18 protein-coding genes are annotated in these 19,074 nt (G+C 67.5%); 9 read left to right on the top strand and 9 right to left on the bottom strand.

What is annotated here, in order from left to right:
* From B9Y82_RS16770 to B9Y82_RS16760, 3 genes are all read right to left on the bottom strand, one after another.
* Positions 1-1,536 (bottom strand): serine hydrolase domain-containing protein, encoded by a 1,536-nt coding sequence (locus B9Y82_RS16770; protein ID WP_238381626.1) that lies wholly within the window; start codon positions 1,534-1,536, stop codon positions 1-3.
* A 130-nt stretch (positions 1,537-1,666) separates the two neighbouring features.
* Entirely contained in the window at positions 1,667-3,196 is a 1,530-nt protein-coding gene (locus B9Y82_RS16765; RefSeq protein WP_100474112.1) for a M56 family metallopeptidase, read from the bottom strand.
* Positions 3,193-3,585: a BlaI/MecI/CopY family transcriptional regulator gene (locus B9Y82_RS16760; RefSeq protein WP_100474111.1), complete on the bottom strand. Its 393-nt coding sequence runs from the start codon at positions 3,583-3,585 to the stop codon at positions 3,193-3,195. The genes B9Y82_RS16765 and B9Y82_RS16760 overlap by 4 nt, the downstream gene beginning before the upstream one ends.
* A gap of 358 nt (positions 3,586-3,943) precedes the next feature.
* Between B9Y82_RS16760 and rpoH the strand changes: the two genes are divergently transcribed.
* On the top strand, positions 3,944-4,819 hold the full coding sequence (gene rpoH / locus B9Y82_RS16755) for an RNA polymerase sigma factor RpoH (RefSeq protein WP_049424102.1): 876 nt from the start codon (positions 3,944-3,946) through the stop codon (positions 4,817-4,819).
* Positions 4,820-4,965: 146 nt separating this feature from the next.
* On the opposite strand, the gene purD is transcribed toward rpoH, so the two are convergent.
* Together purD and purH are read right to left on the bottom strand one after the other, a co-directional pair.
* A complete protein-coding gene (gene purD, locus B9Y82_RS16750; RefSeq protein ID WP_100474110.1) occupies positions 4,966-6,249 on the bottom strand; it encodes a phosphoribosylamine--glycine ligase in 1,284 nt (427 codons plus the stop codon).
* Between the two features lie 61 nt (positions 6,250-6,310).
* Entirely contained in the window at positions 6,311-7,894 is a 1,584-nt protein-coding gene (gene purH, locus B9Y82_RS16745; protein ID WP_100474109.1) for a bifunctional phosphoribosylaminoimidazolecarboxamide formyltransferase/IMP cyclohydrolase, read from the bottom strand.
* Positions 7,895-8,102: 208 nt separating this feature from the next.
* Between purH and B9Y82_RS16740 the strand changes: the two genes are divergently transcribed.
* The 6 genes from B9Y82_RS16740 to B9Y82_RS16715 are packed head-to-tail and all read left to right on the top strand — an operon-like array spanning position 8,103 to position 13,897.
* Positions 8,103-8,720, top strand: a complete 618-nt coding sequence (locus B9Y82_RS16740; RefSeq protein WP_100474108.1) for a CDP-alcohol phosphatidyltransferase family protein — start codon at positions 8,103-8,105, stop codon at positions 8,718-8,720.
* A 31-nt stretch (positions 8,721-8,751) separates the two neighbouring features.
* Positions 8,752-10,503 carry a bifunctional alpha/beta hydrolase/class I SAM-dependent methyltransferase gene (locus tag B9Y82_RS16735; protein ID WP_100474107.1) on the top strand — a complete coding sequence of 584 codons (1,752 nt, stop codon included), beginning with the start codon at positions 8,752-8,754 and terminating at the stop codon, positions 10,501-10,503.
* On the top strand, positions 10,503-11,828 hold the full coding sequence (locus B9Y82_RS16730) for a phosphatase PAP2/dual specificity phosphatase family protein (RefSeq protein ID WP_100474106.1): 1,326 nt from the start codon (positions 10,503-10,505) through the stop codon (positions 11,826-11,828). The genes B9Y82_RS16735 and B9Y82_RS16730 overlap by 1 nt, the downstream gene beginning before the upstream one ends.
* On the top strand, positions 11,825-12,262 hold the full coding sequence (locus B9Y82_RS16725) for a hypothetical protein (RefSeq protein WP_100474105.1): 438 nt from the start codon (positions 11,825-11,827) through the stop codon (positions 12,260-12,262). The genes B9Y82_RS16730 and B9Y82_RS16725 overlap by 4 nt, the downstream gene beginning before the upstream one ends.
* A gap of 13 nt (positions 12,263-12,275) precedes the next feature.
* Positions 12,276-12,905 carry a lysophospholipid acyltransferase family protein gene (locus tag B9Y82_RS16720; RefSeq protein WP_100474104.1) on the top strand — a complete coding sequence of 210 codons (630 nt, stop codon included), beginning with the start codon at positions 12,276-12,278 and terminating at the stop codon, positions 12,903-12,905.
* A complete protein-coding gene (locus tag B9Y82_RS16715; RefSeq protein WP_087923789.1) occupies positions 12,902-13,897 on the top strand; it encodes a phosphatidate cytidylyltransferase in 996 nt (331 codons plus the stop codon). The genes B9Y82_RS16720 and B9Y82_RS16715 overlap by 4 nt, the downstream gene beginning before the upstream one ends.
* A gap of 77 nt (positions 13,898-13,974) precedes the next feature.
* Here the strand turns inward: B9Y82_RS16715 and fis are convergent, their stop codons facing one another.
* The 3 genes from fis to prmA all read right to left on the bottom strand — a co-directional run bounded on the left by fis (position 13,975) and on the right by prmA (position 16,096).
* Positions 13,975-14,250 carry a DNA-binding transcriptional regulator Fis gene (fis, locus tag B9Y82_RS16710; protein WP_005419706.1) on the bottom strand — a complete coding sequence of 92 codons (276 nt, stop codon included), beginning with the start codon at positions 14,248-14,250 and terminating at the stop codon, positions 13,975-13,977.
* Positions 14,251-14,365: 115 nt separating this feature from the next.
* Positions 14,366-15,133 (bottom strand): DUF3426 domain-containing protein, encoded by a 768-nt coding sequence (locus B9Y82_RS16705; protein WP_100474103.1) that lies wholly within the window; start codon positions 15,131-15,133, stop codon positions 14,366-14,368.
* 42 nt (positions 15,134-15,175) lie between these two features.
* The gene (gene prmA, locus B9Y82_RS16700) at positions 15,176-16,096 is read right to left on the bottom strand and encodes a 50S ribosomal protein L11 methyltransferase (protein ID WP_100474102.1); all 921 of its coding nucleotides are present in this window, start codon (positions 16,094-16,096) and stop codon (positions 15,176-15,178) included.
* A 164-nt stretch (positions 16,097-16,260) separates the two neighbouring features.
* Between prmA and B9Y82_RS16695 the strand changes: the two genes are divergently transcribed.
* Both B9Y82_RS16695 and B9Y82_RS16690 read left to right on the top strand, forming a co-directional pair.
* On the top strand, positions 16,261-17,232 hold the full coding sequence (locus B9Y82_RS16695; RefSeq protein ID WP_100474101.1) for a hypothetical protein: 972 nt from the start codon (positions 16,261-16,263) through the stop codon (positions 17,230-17,232).
* On the top strand, positions 17,229-17,603 hold the full coding sequence (locus B9Y82_RS16690; protein ID WP_100474100.1) for a hypothetical protein: 375 nt from the start codon (positions 17,229-17,231) through the stop codon (positions 17,601-17,603). Before B9Y82_RS16695 ends, B9Y82_RS16690 begins: the two co-directional genes overlap by 4 nt.
* 101 nt (positions 17,604-17,704) lie before the next feature.
* Here the strand turns inward: B9Y82_RS16690 and accC are convergent, their stop codons facing one another.
* Positions 17,705-19,072 carry an acetyl-CoA carboxylase biotin carboxylase subunit gene (accC, locus tag B9Y82_RS16685; RefSeq protein WP_100474099.1) on the bottom strand — a complete coding sequence of 456 codons (1,368 nt, stop codon included), beginning with the start codon at positions 19,070-19,072 and terminating at the stop codon, positions 17,705-17,707.
* Positions 19,073-19,074: the final 2 nt, after the last annotated feature.

Raw genomic sequence — 19,074 nt, 5'->3', positions numbered from 1 at the left:
TCAATGGCCCGCTGCTGGCGCGATATCCGCCCGCCGATAGTAGGCACGCGCGCCTTCGGCGATCACGCTGAGGGCCTGGACCGTGCCGTCGCCGCCACGGTGGAACAGCAGCTCTGCGCCCACGCTGCCGGCGAGGAAGCGAACAGGGGTCAGCGCTTGGAGCACGACGGCCTTGTCCCGTCCTGGAAGGTGCAGTTCCAGTCCCGCTTGGCCTACCTGTAGATCCAACGTCGTGGCTTCGAACCAGTCAGCGAGACCGCCGCGGACGTCCATCGGCAGCGCGCCATCGAGCACGAAGTGACCGCTGAAACCTGGGTAGCTGTCGCGCAGAAGCGCCGGGTCAAGCGTGCGGATGACTGGTTTGGCATTGTGGCCGAGTGCATCGGAAAGGGCATTGCGGATTTCCCCGCGCAGTGCGGGGCCGTTGTCGCCATTGGTCAGGATGACGAATCCATCGCCGCTCTCCGGGTAGCCTTCAATGCCGGCGTGATAGCTGTCATTGCTGCCGTTGTGGAAGAAACGGCGACTGGCGCCGGTGCCGGCCAGCTCCGGACCCAGGCCACGACCGGCCGGCGCCACTTCGCTGACCATCTGCAGGGCCAATGGCTGCGGCAGCCATCCATCCTTGGTGCGGATGCTGCGCAGCAGGGCTGCGACGAACAGGCCCATGTCGTTGGCGCTGGTCCACAGCCCGGACGCCGCCTGTTCTGGAAAGCTCTGCCAGCCGCGTGGCAGGGCCTCCGGCTGGCCCCTGTTGTCGTGCGCGTGGGCAATGTTGCCGTAGCTGGCCGGCAAGGGATTCTGGTACGTGCTGCGGGACATGCCCAATGGCGCGAACACCTCGCGTTGTGCGACCTCAGCGAATGCTCTGCCGGTCAGATCTTCGATCGCCAGCTGCACCACCATGTAGCCGCCACCGGAGTAGTCGACCTGCCGGCCGGGCGCGTGGACCAGGCGTATCGGTTCATTCTTCGCAGGCGCCAGTCCATCCAGTGTCTGCAGCAAGGTCGGCAGGCGTTCGCCGGGCTGGTAGTCCTGGAAGCCATGCACGTTGAAGCCGGCGGTGTGCGAGAGCAGCATGCGCAGGTTGATCGGCGGGTGCAGTCCCTGCGCATCGGCAGGCACATGCCAGCGACGCAGCCGAAGGTCGATGTTCTCTTCCAGCGAGACTGTGCCGGCGGCAACCAGCTTCAGGGTGGTTGCTGCAGCGCCCATCTTGCTGACCGAGCCGACCGAGAACACGGTATCGGCATCCACCGCATCGCGCGTGCCCGCCTGGCGCAGGCCGAATCCAGCGGCGTATACCACCTGGCCATTCCGGATCACCGCAACGGCAGCGCCCGGTATCTTGTAGTGGGCGAGGCGTTCCTCGATCGACCACTGCGGCAGTGCGGCGCCCAGCGGGGCCGTGCTGGGGCGCAGGCCATGGGCCATTGCCTGGGCAAAGCGCGCAGGGTCTTCAGCACTGGCGTCAGTGGCCATCACGTGGAACGGGGTCAGGGAGACCAGTAGCGAACACAGCAACAGGCGGTTCATCATCGACATCCTTGCGGGAGTGGAAGAGGGTTGGGATCGGCGCAGGCGTTGCCACGCACGCCTGCCGCGTCCGGTCGTTGCGGGTGGAACGGGTTATCGCCGCAGCGCGGGAGGCGATGCGGCGGCGGCGTCAGCGTCGTTCGCGGCGGGCGCCCTGCGCCAGCAGGTAATCGCGCACGGCCGCGTTGCCAGCCTGGTTCAGCGGTGTCCGCCAGCGCCCCAGCCAGCCGTCGGCCTCCACGCCCAGGTTGATGTCGGCGCCGTGCGCGAGCAGGTACTGCACGGTGGCCAGATGCCCTTCGCGCGAGGCATTGATCAGCGGTGTCTCGTCATAGGTCACGACCCGGTTGACGTCTGCACCGGCCTGCACCAGCTGCTCGACGATGGGTTGCAGGCCCAGCGCGGAGGCGACGATCAATGGATTGCCTTCGCCCAGCGCGGCACGATCGGGGTCGGCGCCCAGTTGCAGCAGGGCGTCGACCATCGCCGGATCGCGTGCGCGGATGGCCTGGATCAGCGCCGTGCCGTCGCCGAGCACGCGCGCATCAAGATCGACACCGGCCGCCGCCAACGCGTGGACCTGCGCGACGTCATGCGTGCTGGCGGCCTGGAGCAGCGTGTTGACGCGCGTATCGGAGGAGCTGGCAACCGGTGGTGAGGCGAGTCGTGGTGAGACAGCCACCGCAGTGCCGGTGCAGGCCAGCAGAAGCAGCAGGCCCAGCACCAACAGGCTGCGGCGCCGGGGGGACTGCGACGCGGCGTCCAGCAGCTGATCGATGCGCTGCGCCAGCTGGCTGCGTGCACTGAACATGCCCAGTGCAAGCGTCGGTGCCTCTTCGCGCAGGGCCTGCAGCTGTTCGATGCTGGCCAGCAGCGAACCTGCATAGTCCAGCGGTTCGCGTGCCTGCATCGCAGCGCGTGCATCACAGGCCATTTCGCGCAGTACCGCCAGGCGTGCCTGGGCAAGGTGCAGGAGTGGATTCCACCAGAACAGTGCTGTTCCCGCCCGCAGCAGCGTGCTTGTCCACAGGTCGCGTCGATCCAGGTGTGCAACCTCGTGGCGGACGATGTCGCGCAGCACGTTGTTGTCCAGCCGTGCCAGCAAGGGGCGGGGCAGGAGGATCTGCGGGCGCCACAGGCCGACGACCATCGGCCCGTCGACGGCGCAGGTGGCGATCGTCACGCGGGCGGGCACGATGTCGGCCAGGACCGCGCGCAATCCGGCGGACGCCGGTTGCGCCAGCCGCCGCAGCCGGCGCGCGTGCAGCATCGCGTCCAGCAGGCGCATGCCCAGCCACAGGGTGCCCAGCAGCCAAAGCAGTGCAAGCACCGTCGGCAGGGTCTTTGGCAGTTCGACGTAATAGATGTCGGGCTGCCGTCCGGCTTCGAAGATGGCCTCTTCCGTCGTTGCCCCTTCGCCGGGCATGGGGTGGAACGCGGCCGCGGGCGGTGCCGGTGCGGGCAGGGTGGTCGACCAGCCCGGGAGGAAGGCGCTGAGCGGCAACAGCAGGGCCACTGCCATCGCTGCGGTCAGCAGCCAGGAGCGTTGTTCGGCACTGAGGGCCCGCCGCCGTGCCAGCCACAGCGCTGGCAGCAGCACAACTGCGGACAACAGCAACTGCCGAAGGCCCAGTGCCATCGCCATGTCGATGAGGTTCATTCCTTCCTCCCGGCCCTGGCATCGCTGATGCGCTGCTGCAGTGCCTGCAGTTCGTTGCGGTCGATTTCGCGTTCGTCCACCAGGTGCTGTGCCAACACGTTCGGTGAGCCGTCGAAGAACTGATGCAGCAGATGGTCGAGCGCCTGCCGGCGGGCCTGCTCGCGGCTGAGCGTGGCGTGGTAGATGTAGGCGCGACCTTCCTGGCGATGACTGACGAAGCCTTTCTTCGCCAGCACGTTGAACATAGTCAGCACCGTGGTGTACGCGACCGGCTTGTGTTCGCCGAGCACATCCGCCACTTCGCGCACGGACGCTTCGCCCTTGTCCCAGAGGATGTCCAGGATGGCCTGCTCGGCGGGGGTGGGAGTCTGCGAGACAGGACGGGCCATGTGCTTCTACGTATGAATTAGTTGATGCATCGGAGCATGTCGCCGGATGGCTGTCAACGGGTTTCTTAGTAGTAAAGGGGGCGACCCTCGGCCTTCGGGCCTGAACACCCGGCAACGTCTCCAGGCCTGAATGGACCTCCAGGCCGGCTCGTTCAGCTCCGCTTGACCGGAAATCGCCGGTTTCCGGCAGGTAATTGATTGAATTCCAAGGGATTGTGAATCCCGAAAAGCGTGCTCGCCACTGTCATCAAATCGCGCTACGGTAGGGCTCTGTTTGGGACCAGTGTTGCATCAATAGGATGCTGGAACTTTTTCCTCCTTTAGCAGTCCAAATCCCGGACTGCTAAGATGGGTGCCTATGAGCCAGAACACCTCTACTGCCCTTGTGGCAAACAATCTCCCGATTCCCAGTGCGCTCGGTTCGCTGGACGCCTACATCGGTGCCGTGCACCAGATCCCGGTGCTGTCGGTCGATGACGAACAGGACCTGGCCCGTCGCTTCCGCGACGGCAACGATCTGGACGCTGCCCGCGAGCTGGTGCATTCGCACCTGCGCTTCGTGGTGCATGTGGCCCGCGGCTACAACGGCTACGGCCTTGCCCTGGGCGACCTGATCCAGGAAGGCAACATCGGCCTGATGAAGGCGGTCAAGCGCTTCGACCCGGACATGGGCGTGCGCCTGGTCTCCTTTGCCGTGCACTGGATCCGTGCCGAGATGCACGAGTTCATCCTGAAGAACTGGCGCATCGTGAAGGTCGCCACCACCAAGGCGCAGCGCAAGCTGTTCTTCAACCTGCGCAAGTCGAAGACGCGCCTGGGCTGGATGAACGCGGCTGAGGTCAGCGCGGTGGCGAAGGACCTGAACGTGTCCGAGCGCGAGGTCATGGAAATGGAGTCGCGCCTGTCCGGTCGCGATATCGGTTTCGATGCGCCGGCCGACGAGGACAACGAACACGCGCCGCCGTCGCCGGCTGCGTTCCTGGTCGCCAACGACGAAGACCCGTCGATGGCCTACGAACGTGCCGACAGTGAAGACAACCAGATGCAGCTGCTGCGCGAAGGCCTGGCCGAGCTGGATGCGCGTTCGCGCGACATCATCCGCCGCCGCTGGCTGGATGCCGACAGCAAGGTGACGCTGCAGGAGCTGGCCGACGAGTACGGCGTGTCGGCCGAGCGCATCCGCCAGGTCGAGGCGAACGCGCTGAAGAAAATGAAGGCGCTGTTCACCGCGTAAGGCGGGACGGCGTTGAAGCAATGAAAAGGCCCGGCACTGCCGGGCCTTTCTTTTCGGGTGTTCAATCCACGCATGGCGTGCATCTCCCCCTGCTGCAGAACCAGTAGATCCACGCGATGCGTGGATGTCCTGACGCCGCGCCTGCCTCACCCCTCGCGTGCGATCGCGCGCCAGCCGATGTCGTTGCGGTGGAATTCGTTGGCCCAGCTGACCTTGGCCACGCCGGCATAGGCGTTGGCCTGCGCGTCGCGCACGCTGTCGCCCAGCGCAGCCACGCACAGCACGCGGCCGCCGGCGCTCAGCACCTGGCCCTGCGCATCCAATGCCGTACCGGCATGGAACACCTTGGCACTGGCAGGCACCTCGTCCAGGCCGGAAATCACGTCACCGGTGATCGGCGATTCCGGGTACGGCCTGGCGGCCATCACCACGCCCAGCGACGGGCGCGCATCCCAGTGTGCTTCCACCTGGTCCAGGCGGCCATCGATGGCCGCTTCCACCAGCTCCACCAGATCCGACTGCAGGCGCAGCATCACCGGCTGGGTTTCCGGGTCGCCGAAGCGCACGTTGAATTCGATCACCTTCGGCGCGCCACTGGCGTCGATCATCAGGCCGGCGTAGAGGAAGCCGGTGAACGGGATACCGTCGGCAATCATGCCCTGCACGGTCGGGTTCACCACTTCGCGCATCACCCGCGCGTGCACCTCCGGCGTGACCACCGGGGCCGGCGAGTACGCACCCATGCCGCCGGTGTTGGGGCCGGTGTCGCCGTCGCCGACGCGCTTGTGGTCCTGCGAGGTGGCCATCGGCAGCGCATGCACGCCGTCCACCATCGAAATGAAGCTGGCTTCCTCGCCGTCGAGGAACTCTTCGATCACCACGCGGGCGCCGGCATCGCCGAACGCGTTGCCGGAGAGCATGTCACGCACCGCGTCTTCGGCCTCGGTCAAGCTCATCGCGACGATCACGCCCTTGCCGGCGGCGAGGCCATCGGCCTTGACCACGATCGGTGCGCCCTTCTCGCGCACGTACGCCAACGCAGCGTCCACGTCGCTGTGCACGGCGTAGAACGCGGTGGGGATGTTGTGGCGGGCCAGGAAATCCTTGGCGTAAGCCTTGCTGCCTTCCAGCTGCGCGGCAGCGGCGGTCGGCCCGAAGATGCGCAGGCCAGCGGCGCGGAAGCGGTCGACCACGCCGGCCACCAGCGGTACTTCCGGGCCGACCACGGTCAGCGCGACGCCCTCGGCCTGGGCCAGCGCCAGCAGGCCGTCGATGTCAGTGACTTTCACCGCCACGTTGCGGCACTTGCCTTCACTGGCGGTGCCGGCGTTGCCGGGCGCCACGATCACTTCAGTGACACGGGAGGACTGGGCCAGCTTCCATGCCAGGGCGTGTTCGCGGCCGCCGGAGCCGATGACGAGGATCTTCATGGGACAGGGTTCTCGGGTGCGGAAAAGAAAAGCCGGGCAGGGCCCGGCTTCGTAATGCGGATCAATGGCGGAAGTGGCGCACGCCGGTGAACACCATGGCCAGGCCATGTTCGTCGGCAGCGGCGATCACTTCGGCATCGCGCATCGAACCGCCCGGCTGGATGACCGCCTTGATGCCGGCGGCAGCGGCGGCGTCGATGCCGTCGCGGAACGGGAAGAACGCGTCGGAGGCCATCACCGAGCCCTCGACCACCAGGTTCGCGTCGGCGGCCTTGATGCCGGCGATGCGGGCCGAGTACACGCGGCTCATCTGGCCGGCGCCCACGCCAATCGTGCGGTTGTCCTTGGCGTAGACGATCGCGTTGGACTTCACGAACTTGGCGACCTTCCAGGCGAACAGCAGGTCGGTGAACTGCTTGTCGGTCGGCGCCAGCTTGCTGACCACCTTCAGTTCATCGCGGGTCATGCCGCGGTTGTCCGAGGACTGCAGCAGCAGGCCCGAGCCGACGCGCTTGCTGTCGAAGTTGTTCAGGCCATCGCCGTGCGGGATGCGCAGCACGCGTACGTTGGCCTTCTTCTGCGCGTATTCCAGCGCGGCAGGTTCGTAGTCCGGGGCAATCAGGACTTCGACGAACTGGCGGTCCAGGATCACCTTGGCGGTGGCCGCGTCCAGCGGTTTGTTGAAAGCGATGATGCCGCCGAAGGCGCTGGTCGGGTCGGTGGCGTAGGCCAGCTCGTAGGCATCGCCGTTGCCGGCACCGACGGCCACGCCGCACGGGTTGGCGTGCTTGACGATGACGCAGGCCGGCGCGTCGAACTGGCGCACGCATTCCCACGCTGCATCGGCATCGGCCAGGTTGTTGTAGCTCAGTTCCTTGCCCTGCAGCTGCTGGAAGGTGGCCAGCGTGCCCGGCACCGGGTAGAGATCGCGGTAGAACGCGCCGCTCTGGTGCGGGTTCTCGCCGTAGCGCAGGTCCATCACCTTCACGAAGGTGGAGTTCATCTGTGCCGGGTACTCGGCACGCGCCGGTACCGCGGCGTCGGTGGCGGTGACGGCCGACAGGTAGTTGCTGATCGCCGCATCGTACTGGGCGACGCGGTTGAACGCGGCCACCGAGAACGCGAAGCGGGTGGTGGCCGACAGCTGGCCGTCGTTGGCGTCCAGCGAAGCCAGCAGTTCGGCGTACTGCGACGGATCGGTCGCCACCGCCACGCGGGCGAAGTTCTTGGCCGCCGAGCGCAGCATGGCCGGGCCGCCGATGTCGATGTTTTCGACCGCGTCGGCCAGGGTGCAATCGGCCTTGGCGGTGACCGATTCGAACGGATACAGGTTCAGCACCAGCAGGTCGATGGCGCCGATGCCGTGCTCGGCCATCACTGCGTCATCCAGGCCGGAGCGGCCCAGCAGGCCGCCGTGCACCATCGGGTGGAGGGTCTTGACCCGGCCGTCCATCATTTCCGGGAAGCCGGTGACGTCGGCCACGTCCTTCACGGCCAGGCCCGCATCGCGGATCGCCTTGGCGGTGCCGCCGGTGGACAGCAGCTCCACGCCGCGTGCCGCCAGCGCAGTGGCCAGCTCGACCAGGCCGGTCTTGTCGGAAACGGAGAGGAGGGCCCGGCGGACGGGCAACAGATCAGCAGTCATGGGACAGAATCGGCAGCGGAGCGGGGCCGATATTGTAGGCGGTGGGGGCCGGTGGCGGGCGCCGGTGGGGAAAATCGGCCCGCGCCGGTGGCCCTGCGGCCGCCTTCAGCACAGCCGGGCCGGAGTGGCCCGCAGGCAACAGGATGGGGCCGGCTGCCCCAATCGGGTAGGCTGTGCCCGCACTGCCAAGGATCAGCGGGTACGGATCATGTCGATCTATGCATTGAAAGGACGTTTCCAGGACCTGTTGCGTCCGGCCGTACGCGGCCTGTACCGCATGGGGATCACCGCCAATACGGTGACCGTGGCCGCTGCCGGGGTCTCGCTGCTGGTGGCCGCCGCCGTGTGGTGCTGCGCGCCGGCCCAGCCGCTGTTGTACCTGCTGCTGCCGCTGTGGATGCTGCTGCGCATGGCGCTCAACGCCGTGGACGGCATGCTGGCCCGCGAGTTCGGCCAGCAGTCGCGGCTGGGCGCCTATCTGAACGAGCTGTGCGATGTGATCGCCGACGCCGCGCTGTACCTGAGCCTGCTCAGCGTGCCGGGCGTGCGCCCGGAGGCGCTGTGGCTGCTGGCCTGGACCGCTGCGCTGAGCGAGTACGCCGGGGTGCTGGGGCTGATGGTCGGCGCCAGCCGCCGCTATGACGGCCCGATGGGCAAGAGCGATCGCGCCTTCGTGATCGGTGCGCTGGGCCTGCTGCTGGCGTTTGAGTGGGGTGGCGCGATGACGGTCACTGGCGTGGCCGCGGCCATGGCGGTGCTGTGCGTGCTGACGATGATCAACCGCGTCCGTCGTGGACTGCGGGAAGCGGCGGTTTCGCCGAATTAATCAAGATACAAAAAGACAATCAGGAGATTGCATGCGCCAGGCGCAGGAACGGGAATTCCACAGCTTCGACCAGGTACCGCTGTTCTACCGGTACTGGGCGGGCACCACCGCCACCCCGGCCACCAAGGCCATCGTGCTGTTGCATCGTGGCCACGAGCACTCCGGGCGTGTCACCCACCTGGTCGATGAGCTGGACCTGCCCGACACCGCCTTCTTCGCCTGGGACGCGCGTGGCAATGGCCGTTCGCCGGGCGCACGTGGCGATGCACCGGGCTTCCCGGCGCTGGTGCGCGATCTGGACAGCTTCATTGCCCATATCGGCGCCGAGCATGGCATCGCGGTGCAGGACATCGTGGTGATCGCGCAAAGCGTGGGAGCGGTGGTTGCCGCCACCTGGGTGCACGATTACGCACCGCGCCTGCGCGCACTGGTGATGGCTTCGCCGGCGTTCAAGGTGAAGCTGTACGTGCCGTTCGCACGCCCGGGCCTGGCCTTGATGCAGAAGCTGCGTGGCAACTTCTTCGTCAACAGCTACGTCAAGCCGCAGTGGCTGACCCATGACCCGGCGCGGGTGGAAAGCTACCGCACCGATCCGCTGATCACCCGGCCGATCTCGGTGCGCGTACTGCTGGGCCTGTACGAGGCCGCCGACCGCATCGTCGCCGATGCGCAGGCGATCAGTGTGCCGGTGCAGCTGCTGGTGTCCGGCTCGGACTTCGTCGTGCATCGTGGCCCGCAGGACCGCTTCTACGAGCGCCTGTCCAGCCCGGTCAAGGAGCGCGTGCACCTGCCGGGCTTCTTCCACGACACGCTGGGCGAACGTGATCGGGCGCCGGCACTGGCGCGCATCCGCAGCTTCATCCAGGCGCGTTTCGCCGAACCGCTGCGTGAGCTGTCACGGCGCGATGCGCACCGCCATGGGCCGACCTTCGAGGAATCGGAGATCCTGGCCTGGCCACCGGAGCGCAACAGCCTGGCCGACCTGCGCTGGCGGGTGGTACGTGGCGGCCTGCGTTTCGGCGGAACGTTGTCCGAAGGTATCGCGCTGGGACTGCAGACCGGTTTCGATTCGGGCAGCACGCTCGACTACATCTACCGCGATGAGGCGCGCGGCAAGGGCCCATTGGGTCGCATGGTCGACCGTAATTATCTGGACGCGATCGGCTGGCGCGGCATCCGCGTGCGTGGCCAGCACCTGCAGGAACTGCTGCGCGATGCTGCCCAGCGCCTGCGCGGGCAGGGCACGCCGGTGCGCGTGCTGGACGTGGCCGCTGGCCATGGCCGCTATGTGCTGGAAGCACTGGGCCAGGGCGAACAACGCGCCGAGCGCATCGTGCTGCGTGACTTCAGCGATCTGAACGTCACCCAGGGCCAGGCCTTGATAGAGCGCCTGGGGGCGGCCGACATCGCCCGCTTCGAACAGGGCGATGCGTTCGACCCGGTGCAGCTGGCGAAGGTCGACCCGGCACCGACGTTGGCGGTGGTATCGGGCCTGTACGAGCTGTTCCCCGACAACGATGCGGTGCTGCGCTCGCTGCAGGGCATTGCCGCGACGGTGCCGGCGGGCGGCTACCTGGCCTATACCGGCCAGCCCTGGCACCCGCAGCTGGAATTCATCGCCCGCGCGCTGACCAGCCATCGGGGTGGCGCCGCGTGGGTGATGCGCCGCCGTACCCAACAGGAAATGGATGAGCTGGTGCGCCTGGCCGGGTTCGAGAAGGTGGCGCAGCGTATCGACGACTTCGGCATCTTCACGGTGTCGCTGGCGCGCCGGATCGCGTGATGGCGACGCTCGCCGCATCCCCGCTGGCCGCAGAGGGGCGCCCCTGGCGGCGCGCCCTGTTGTGGCTGGCCCTGCTGGGCCCGTTCTTCTTCGCCAGCTATGGCTTCGCCAACTGGATGGCCGGCCGCCACGCTACGCTGCCGGTGATGGCGTTCGCGTGGGAGGCGCATATCCCGTTCGTGCCGTGGACGATCGTGCCGTACTGGTCGATCGACCTGTTCTACGCGGTCTCGTTCTTCCTGTGCCGGCAGCGCCTCGAACTGGACCGGCACGCGCTGCGGCTGTTCAGTGCACAGCTGATCGCCGTGAGTTGTTTCCTGCTGTGGCCGCTGCGCTTCAGCTTCCAGCGGCCGGAGATTGGCGGTGTGTTTGGCTGGCTGTTCGACGTGCTGCTGGGCTTCGACAAGCCGTTCAACCAGGCGCCGTCGCTGCACATCGTGCTGCTGATCGTGCTGTGGGTGAAGTTCGCGCAATACCTGCACGGTGCGTGGCGCTGGGTGCTGCATGGGTGGGCGCTGCTGATCGGCGTTTCGGTACTGACCACGTTCCAGCATCACTTCATCGATATCCCGACCGGCCTGCTGGCCGGCTGGCTGTGCGTCTGGCTGTGGCCGGAGCAGGGCACGCCACCGCTGCGTGCATGGCGCACGACACGTGATGCCGGGCGCTGGCGCCTGGCGGGGTTGTACCTGCTGGGGGCCGCTGTGCTGATGGTGCCGGTGATCCTGCTGCGGAGTGTGGCGTTGTGGCTGCTGTGGCCGGTGGTGTCGCTGCTGCTGGTGGCGCTGGCCTATGCCGGGCTGGGCACGGCGGTGTTCCAGAAGCGCGCCGATGGGCGGCTGACCATGGCGGCGCGCTGGTTGCTGGCGCCGTACCTGGGCGCGGCCTGGATCAATTCGCGGCTGTGGACGCGACGTGCGCCGCAGCCGGTGCCGGTGATGGATGGCGTGTGGCTGGGGCGCATTCCCTGTGCTGCGTTGCCAACACCCTTGGTCGGCGTGGTCGATACCTGTGCTGAACTGTCCTGTCGTGCATCGGGCGCGGCGTATGCCAGCGTGCCGATGCTGGACCTGGTGGTGCCCACGCCGGAACAGCTGCGCGCGGCGGCCGAGGCCATCGAGCGCCTGCGCATGCAGGGGCCACTGTTGGTCTGTTGCGCGCTGGGCTATTCGCGCAGCGCCGCCAGTGTGGCGACCTGGCTGCTGCGCAGTGGTCGTGTGGCCGACGCGGACGCGGCGGTGGCGATCGTGCGTGGTGCACGCCCCGGCATCGTGTTGGGCGCAGCGCACCTGAAGGCCATCACTGCTGCAGGAGCGCGCGCATGAGCATGGCCCCCGATCTGGCGACCATGCAGTTGCTGTTGCGGCAGGGGCGTTGGCCGGCGCTGCTGTCGCTGGGCCTGTTGCTGGTGGCGTTGCTGCTGCTCGGCATCGAGCCGGGCCTGGCGATGATCGCTGCCGGCCTGTTGCTGATCAGTGTTGCCGTGGGTATCGCACAGGCCTGCCAGGCATGGCGGGTCGGGCTGGATGCCAGCCTGCTGCAGCTGCTGCGCGATGAGGGCCTGGACGGCGAAGCCGCTGCGCGCCGCACCGATCAGCTGCTGCACGACAGTGGCCTGCGTCGCGCGGCGCCCGATGCGCCGCTGCGCGGCTGGGACGCGCGCTGGGCCGGCATGCGCCGCCTGCTGCTGCGCCAATACCTGCTGACCACAGTGCAGTTCGCACTGCTGGTGCTGGCCGTGTTGTGGCCGCAGACGTGAACGGGAGGGACCAATGTTCGCCGAGCTGATTGCCAGCGCCTGCAGTGGCGCGATCCATGTGGTGACCGGCGCCCGCGCGCTGTGGATCGGCTGCGCGCCGTCCAGCGAACGACGCGTGTATTACGGCAACCATGCCAGCCATGGTGACTTCGTGCTGATCTGGTCGTCGATGCCACCAGCACTGCGGCGCCAGGTGCGCCCGGTGGCTGCGGCCGAATACTGGCAGCGCGATGGCCTGCGCCGCTACCTGATCGACGCGGTGTTCAACGGCGTGCTGGTTGAACGCGAGGCCGGCCAGCGCCGGCAGGACCCGCTGCAGGTGCTGCGTGACGCGGTGGACGAAGACTGCTCGCTGATCCTGTTTCCGGAAGGTACCCGCAATGTGGGCGATGAGCCGCTGTTGCCGTTCAAGAGCGGCATCTACCATCTGGCGCGGCAACGGCCGGAGCTGGAGTTCGTGCCGGTGTGGATCGACAACCTGAAGCGGGTGATGCCCAAGGGGCGGTTCCTGCCGCTGCCGCTGCTGTGCACGGCCACGTTCGGGACGCCGCTGCGGCTGCAGGCCGACGAGGACAAGGCGGCCTTCCTGGCCCGCAGCCGGCAGGCGCTGCTGGACCTGGCGCCGAACGGGGGGCGTGCATGAGTTTCGTGTTGGATGTATCTGGCGATCTGGCAACGCAGAGCGTAGGCCAGCAGACCGGCCTGCTGTTTGCCGGTGTCGGTGCGGTGCTGGTGCTGGCCACGCTGGTGGCCGAGACCCTGCGCTGGCGCCAGCGCGGTCGGCCCAGTGCGGTGATCGCCAACCTGGTTTCACGCATCCGTGCCTGGTGGGTGATGGCGATCGTGGTCGGGCTGGCGCTGTTCTTCGGCCGTGCCGGCGTGATCGTGCTGTTCGCGATCATCTCGCTGTTCGCGCTGCGCGAGTTCATCACCCTGGCACCGACACGCTCAGGGGACTACTACGCGTTGCTGGCCGCGTTCTACATCGTGCTGCCCTGGCAGTACTACCTGGTGTGGATCGACTGGTACGGCATGTACACGCTTCTGATCCCGGTGTACGCGTTCCTGTTCCTGCCGATCCTGTCGACCATCGGTGGCGACACCACGCACTACCTGGAGCGCACGGCGAAGGTGCAGTGGGGGCTGATGATCTGCGTGTTCTGCATCTCGCACGTGCCGCTGCTGCTGAACCTGCACGTGCCCGGCCATGACCCGTCGCGCAACGTGCTGCTGTTCGCCTTCCTGGTGATCGTGGTGCAGTCCTCGGACGTGCTGCAGTACATCTGGGGCAAGTTGCTGGGCAGGCACCTGATTGCGCCGAAGCTGTCGCCGTCGAAGACCGTGGAGGGCTTCGTGGGCGGCGTGCTGAGTGCCAGTGCGCTGGGCGCGGCGCTGTGGTGGATCACCCCGTTCACGCCGCTGCAGGCGTTCGGCCTGTCGCTGCTGATCAACCTGATGGGATTCTGGGGCGGCCTGGTGATGTCGGCGATCAAGCGCGACCGCGGCATCAAGGACTGGGGCCACATGATCGAGGGCCATGGTGGCATGCTCGACCGGCTGGACTCGGTGTGCTTCGCCGCCCCGGTGTTCTTCCACGTGGTGCGGTATTACTGGAAGGCAGGCGGAGGCGGCTGATTCTGCCGGGGCGGCATCCACGCATGGCGTGGATCTACCGGTAGTGCCGGCCAGCGGCCGGCACTACCCACGCGCGCTCAGGCGCTGATGCCGTATTCCTTCAGCTTCTTGCGCAGGGTGGCGCGGTGGATGCCCAGCATCGCGGCGGCACGGCTCTGGTTGCCTTCGCAGTGGTTGAGTACTTCCACGAACAACGGGATTTCCATCTCGCGCAGCACGATCTCGTAGACATCGTCCGCGTCGCAGCCATCGAGGTCACGCAGATAACGGCGCACGGACTGGGCGACGTGTTCACGCAGCGGTGGCCGGGGAGCGCCACGACTGTTGTCAGGACGAGAGAGGACAGCGTTCAAGGGGGTTCCCGATCTGGTTGGCCCGTGCGCGCGGAGCGCGCGGCCGGACGAGGTGGTGGCGGCCAGTCTAGCGCGAGCGTGCCCGACCTGCCACGGCTGGTCGCCTCTACCTTGGTCAGAGGAAGTCGAAGGTGAATGCGACGGTGGACGCGGCAGGCTCCTGCACGCGGAACGCGATGCGCGCACTCTGGCCCGGTTCCAGCAGGGCCGCGCCGGGGGCCTCGCCGAGGTACTGCGCCGGTGCGAACACGCCGCTGCCGATCACCCGGCCATCGGCATCGGACAGCGACAGGCGCAGGTCCGGCCAGGCCTGTGCCCAGCGCGCATCGTTGCGGATGCTGGCCTGCACCTGCAGTACGCCGGGCTGGCCCGGCAGCGGACGGACCTCACGGCTGGTCATGGTGAAGGCGGTGGGCTCGTGCCAGGGCGGCAGGCTGCAGCGCAGTGCGCCGCACAATGCGCCCAGCCAGGCGCGGTTGCCGGCGTCGGCGGCCAGTCGCGCACGATCGGCCAGCACGCTCTGCAGTACCAGCAGCAGTGCCAGCCCGGCAACCAGCACCCAGTGCCAGCGCGGCGTCGGCAGCGCGCGCGGCCGTGAAGTGCCCAGGAAGCTCGGCGCATCGCCGGCCACGGCCTGCGCGGCCGGGACGGCAGGGACGGGTTCGATCACGGCCGCCTCGTCGAGGATGACGGTGTCATCGATCTGTCGCGTCTCCGCCATCGGCGGCAACGCCGCGTCGATCGGGTCGCCGGTCTCCACGGCAGGAATGCCATGCGCCGCCGGGTCGGGCGTGCGCGCATCGGTCGCAGGTGCAGCCTCGCCTTCCGGCGCGGGGCGCAGGAAGGTGGCCAGGGGACGGCGCGGCGGGTTCGGCTCGGACATGTTCAGGGCGCGGGCTCGGATCCAGCGGTCATTCAATCATGATCAGGCGCGGCGCACGCCGGTGATGCGCATCCAGTCGCCATCCTGGGTGGCCTGCAGATCGTCGAACCACGCGGCATAGCGCTGCAGCAGTTCGCCTTCCTGGCCATGCAGGATGCCCGACAGGGCAATGCGACCGCCAGCGGCGACGCGTGCGGCCAGCAGCTCGGCCAGTGCATCCAGCGCCGAAGCAAGGATGTTGGCGACCACGACCGGGTAGGTGGCGACCGGTTCGTCCTGCGGCAGGTACACATGCATGCGGGCCTGCTCGCCATTGCGCTCGGCATTGTCGGCGGTGGCGACCAGCGCCTGCGGATCGTTGTCCACGCCGATCGCTTCGGCAGCGCCCAGCTTCAGCGCGGCCAGTGCGAGGATGCCCGAGCCGCAGCCGAAGTCGAGCACGCGCTGGCCCTGCAGCTGGCCGTCCACGGCCAGCTGGTCCAGCCAGCGCAGGCACAGGGCGGTGGTCGGGTGGGTGCCCGAGCCGAACGCCAGGCCCGGGTCCAGCCGCACCACGGCGGCATCGGCGGCCTGTGCAGCGTCCGGCAGTTCATGGTTCCACGGCACGATCCAGGTGCGGCTGCCGAAATCCATCGGCTGGAACTGGTCCAGCCAGGCGCGTTCCCAGTCTTCGTCTTCGACCGCGCGGAAGCTGCCATTGCTCCAGTCCAGTTCCGGGTCGAAGGATTCCAGTGCGGCCAGCAGCAACAGCGCGTTGCTGTCGGCGGGGAACAGCGCGCTCAGCACCAGGGTGTCCCACAGCGGCGTTTCACCCACGCCCGGTTCGAGGATGGCCTGTTCGTTGCTGGTGTCGGCTTCGGCATCGAGCAGGGTGACGGCCAGTGCGCCGACGTCCTCCAGCGCATTTTCATAGCGGGGCTGGGTGGCTTCGGTGCAGCGCAGGGTCAGTTCCAGGAACGGCATGGCGGTGGGGGCAATCGCGGGAAAGGGGGCCATGCTAGACCATCGGGGCGTCTCCGTATCGCCTGAGATGCCGCCTTGAGATGAACGGGCGCAGTTCAGACAGGCCTGCCGGGCCTTGCTAAACTCGGTGCTTTCCTGTGCGCCGTGAACGCTCACCGCCGCCGATGGCCTTCGCTCCGACCCTGAAAACCTGGTTGCTCGTGCTGCCGGCGGTGGCCGTGCTGGGCGTGGCCGGGTATCGGGCCAGCGGCCACGCAGCGGGCGGGGCATCGCCGTCGGCGTCGCCGGACCTGCCACTGGCGGTGGCCAGCCGTGACAGCGGAGCGCCGCTGCCGGTGGTGCCCGAAGCACTGGCGCGACGGCTGGCGGCCTTCGAGCGGGGCAACACGCTGCCGTCGGGCCTGCCGCTGGACCTGCGCGCCGACATCGAAGACGCCAGCGACCTGTATGCCTACGCCCAGCGCCTGCGCACACAGGCCGACAACGGTAATCACGAGGCGCGCTGGATGCTCAGCCGCGTCTATGACTATTGCGCGCAGTACGCACTCGATCCGGGCGGCTACCGCCTGGACAACAACGTACTGAGTGGGTTGGGCCTGACTGCGGCGCCGGCGATGGTCGAGGCGCGCGAGCGCGTGGCGCAGCGCTGCGGCGGATTCGTGCCGGGCGACAAGCTGGGCGCGGCGCTGGTGCTGTCCGAACGCCGCAAAGCGGCCGCGCAGGGCAACCTGGCTGCGGAAGCAGCGCTGTTCGCCGAAGGTGAGCCGCTGCACGACAGTGCCGAGTACCGCCGCGACCTGGTCGAGCGCGTGCGCACCTCGCGCGACCCGGAGGCCTACATGGCCATCGCGCCGGGCATGGGCGTGCGTGCTGCCGGTGACCGCGCGCTTGACGGGCTGGTGGCCGGCGAGCAGCTCAGTGAACTTGCATGGCGGCTTGCGGCCTGTGAACTCGGTCTAGCTTGTGGAGCGGACAGCGTGCTGGTCAACAATTTTTGTGCGAACGGAGGGATCTGTTCGCAGGATGGGGCGCAGGATTTCCGGGATTTCGTGTATGACGCTGCGGTATCGCGGCAAGGTGCTGGGAAAATGAAGGAATGGATCAAGCGATTGGTTGGAAAGAGGAACGAGCAATGAACTACCGCCGATTCCTGCACGGGGCCAAGTTCTGGTTCTGGGTGGCGCTGTTCGTGGCCTACTCGGCCGGCGCGGTTGGCCTGTTGATGATCGATACCTACGAGGATCGCTACCGGCATCTGTCGAAGGTCGAACTGACCACGGTGAAGGCGCAGGAAGACGTGCGTCGCGCCGGTGCCAGCCAGGTCGCTGCGGTCTATCGCGCGCAGAGTGGCATGCCGTTCACTTCACTGCCAGCCGGCAGCACCTTCCAGGTGGTGTGGCCCGATGGTTCCACCGAAACCATGGTGATCGTCGATCCGACCTCGCCCAATGGCGTGCGGCCGCTGGCCAATTCGCAGATCCCGGCGACGGCGGCGGACGCGCGCTGAGCCGGCCAGTGTAGAGCCGGGCCATGCCCGGCGCTACAGGAAGGGAAACAGAAAAGGGCGGGGAGATCCCCGCCCTTTCCATGTCCAGCACCTGCCGCCGATCAGGTCAGTGCGATCGGCTTGTTCTTGCGCTCGGCGAGGCGCTTTTCCAGGTAGTGGATGTTCTGGCCACCGGCCTGGAAGCCCTTGTCGCGCATGATCCGCTGCTGCAGGGCGACGTTGGTCTTGATGCCATCGACCACCATTTCGCTCAGTGCCACGCGCATGCGGGCGATGGCGGTTTCGCGGTCCGGGCCGTGCACGATCAGCTTGCCGATCATCGAGTCGTAGTTCGACGGCACGCGGTAGCCACTGTAGATGTGGGTATCCACGCGCACGCCGGGGCCACCGGGCGGATGGAAGCCGGTGATGGTGCCCGGGCTCGGCACGAAGGTCTCGGCGTCTTCGGCATTGATGCGGCATTCGATGGCATGGCCGGTCAGCACCACGTCGCTCTGCTTGATCGACAGCTTCTGGCCGGCGGCGATCTTCAGCTGCTCGGCCACCAGGTCGATGCCGGTGACCATTTCGGTAACCGGATGCTCCACCTGGATGCGGGTGTTCATTTCGATGAAGTAGAAGCGGCCGTCCTCGTAGAGGAATTCGAACGTGCCAGCGCCGCGATAGCCGATGCGGATGCAGGCTTCCACGCACACCTTGCCGATCTGCTCGCGCTGCTCGGCGCTGATGCCCGGTGCCGGTGCTTCTTCCACCACCTTCTGGTGGCGGCGTTGCATCGAGCAGTCGCGCTCGCCCAGGTGGATGGCGTTGCCCTGGCCGTCGGCCAGCACCTGGATTTCCACGTGGCGCGGATTCTCCAGGAACTTCTCCATGTAGACCTCGCCATTGCCGAACGCGGCCTTGGCCTCGCTCTTGGTGGTTTCGATCGAGGTCTTCAGTGAGGCTTCGGCGTGCACCACGCGCATGCCGCGGCCACCGCCGCCGCCAGCCGCCTTGATGATGACCGGGTAACCGATCTCACGGGCGATCTTGGTGTTGGCGACGATGTCCTCGCCCAGCGGGCCGCCCGAGCCGGGCACGCACGGCACGCCGGCGGCCTTCATCGCGCGGATGGCTTCGACCTTGTCACCCATCATGCGGATGGTGTCGGCCTTGGGACCGATGAAGATGAAGCCGGACTCTTCCACGCGTTCGGCGAAGTCGGCGTTCTCCGACAGGAAGCCATAGCCCGGGTGGATGGCCTGGGCGTCGGTGACTTCCGCGGCAGCGATCAGTGCCGGGATGTTGAGGTAGCTCTGCGGCGACGGCGCGGGGCCGATGCAGACCGACTCGTCGGCCATGGCCACGTGCTTGAGGTTGCGATCGACCGTGGAGTGCACGGCCACCGTGCGGATGCCGAGGGTGTGGCACGCACGCAGGATGCGCAGCGCGATCTCCCCTCGGTTGGCGATGACGACTTTGTCGAGCATGG

Source organism: Stenotrophomonas maltophilia (genome assembly GCF_002799155.1).
Classification (GTDB): Bacteria; Pseudomonadota; Gammaproteobacteria; order Xanthomonadales; family Xanthomonadaceae; genus Stenotrophomonas; species Stenotrophomonas maltophilia_R.
Note: the sequence above shows the minus strand (reverse complement) of the source record. Positions and strands in the feature narration are given on the sequence as shown.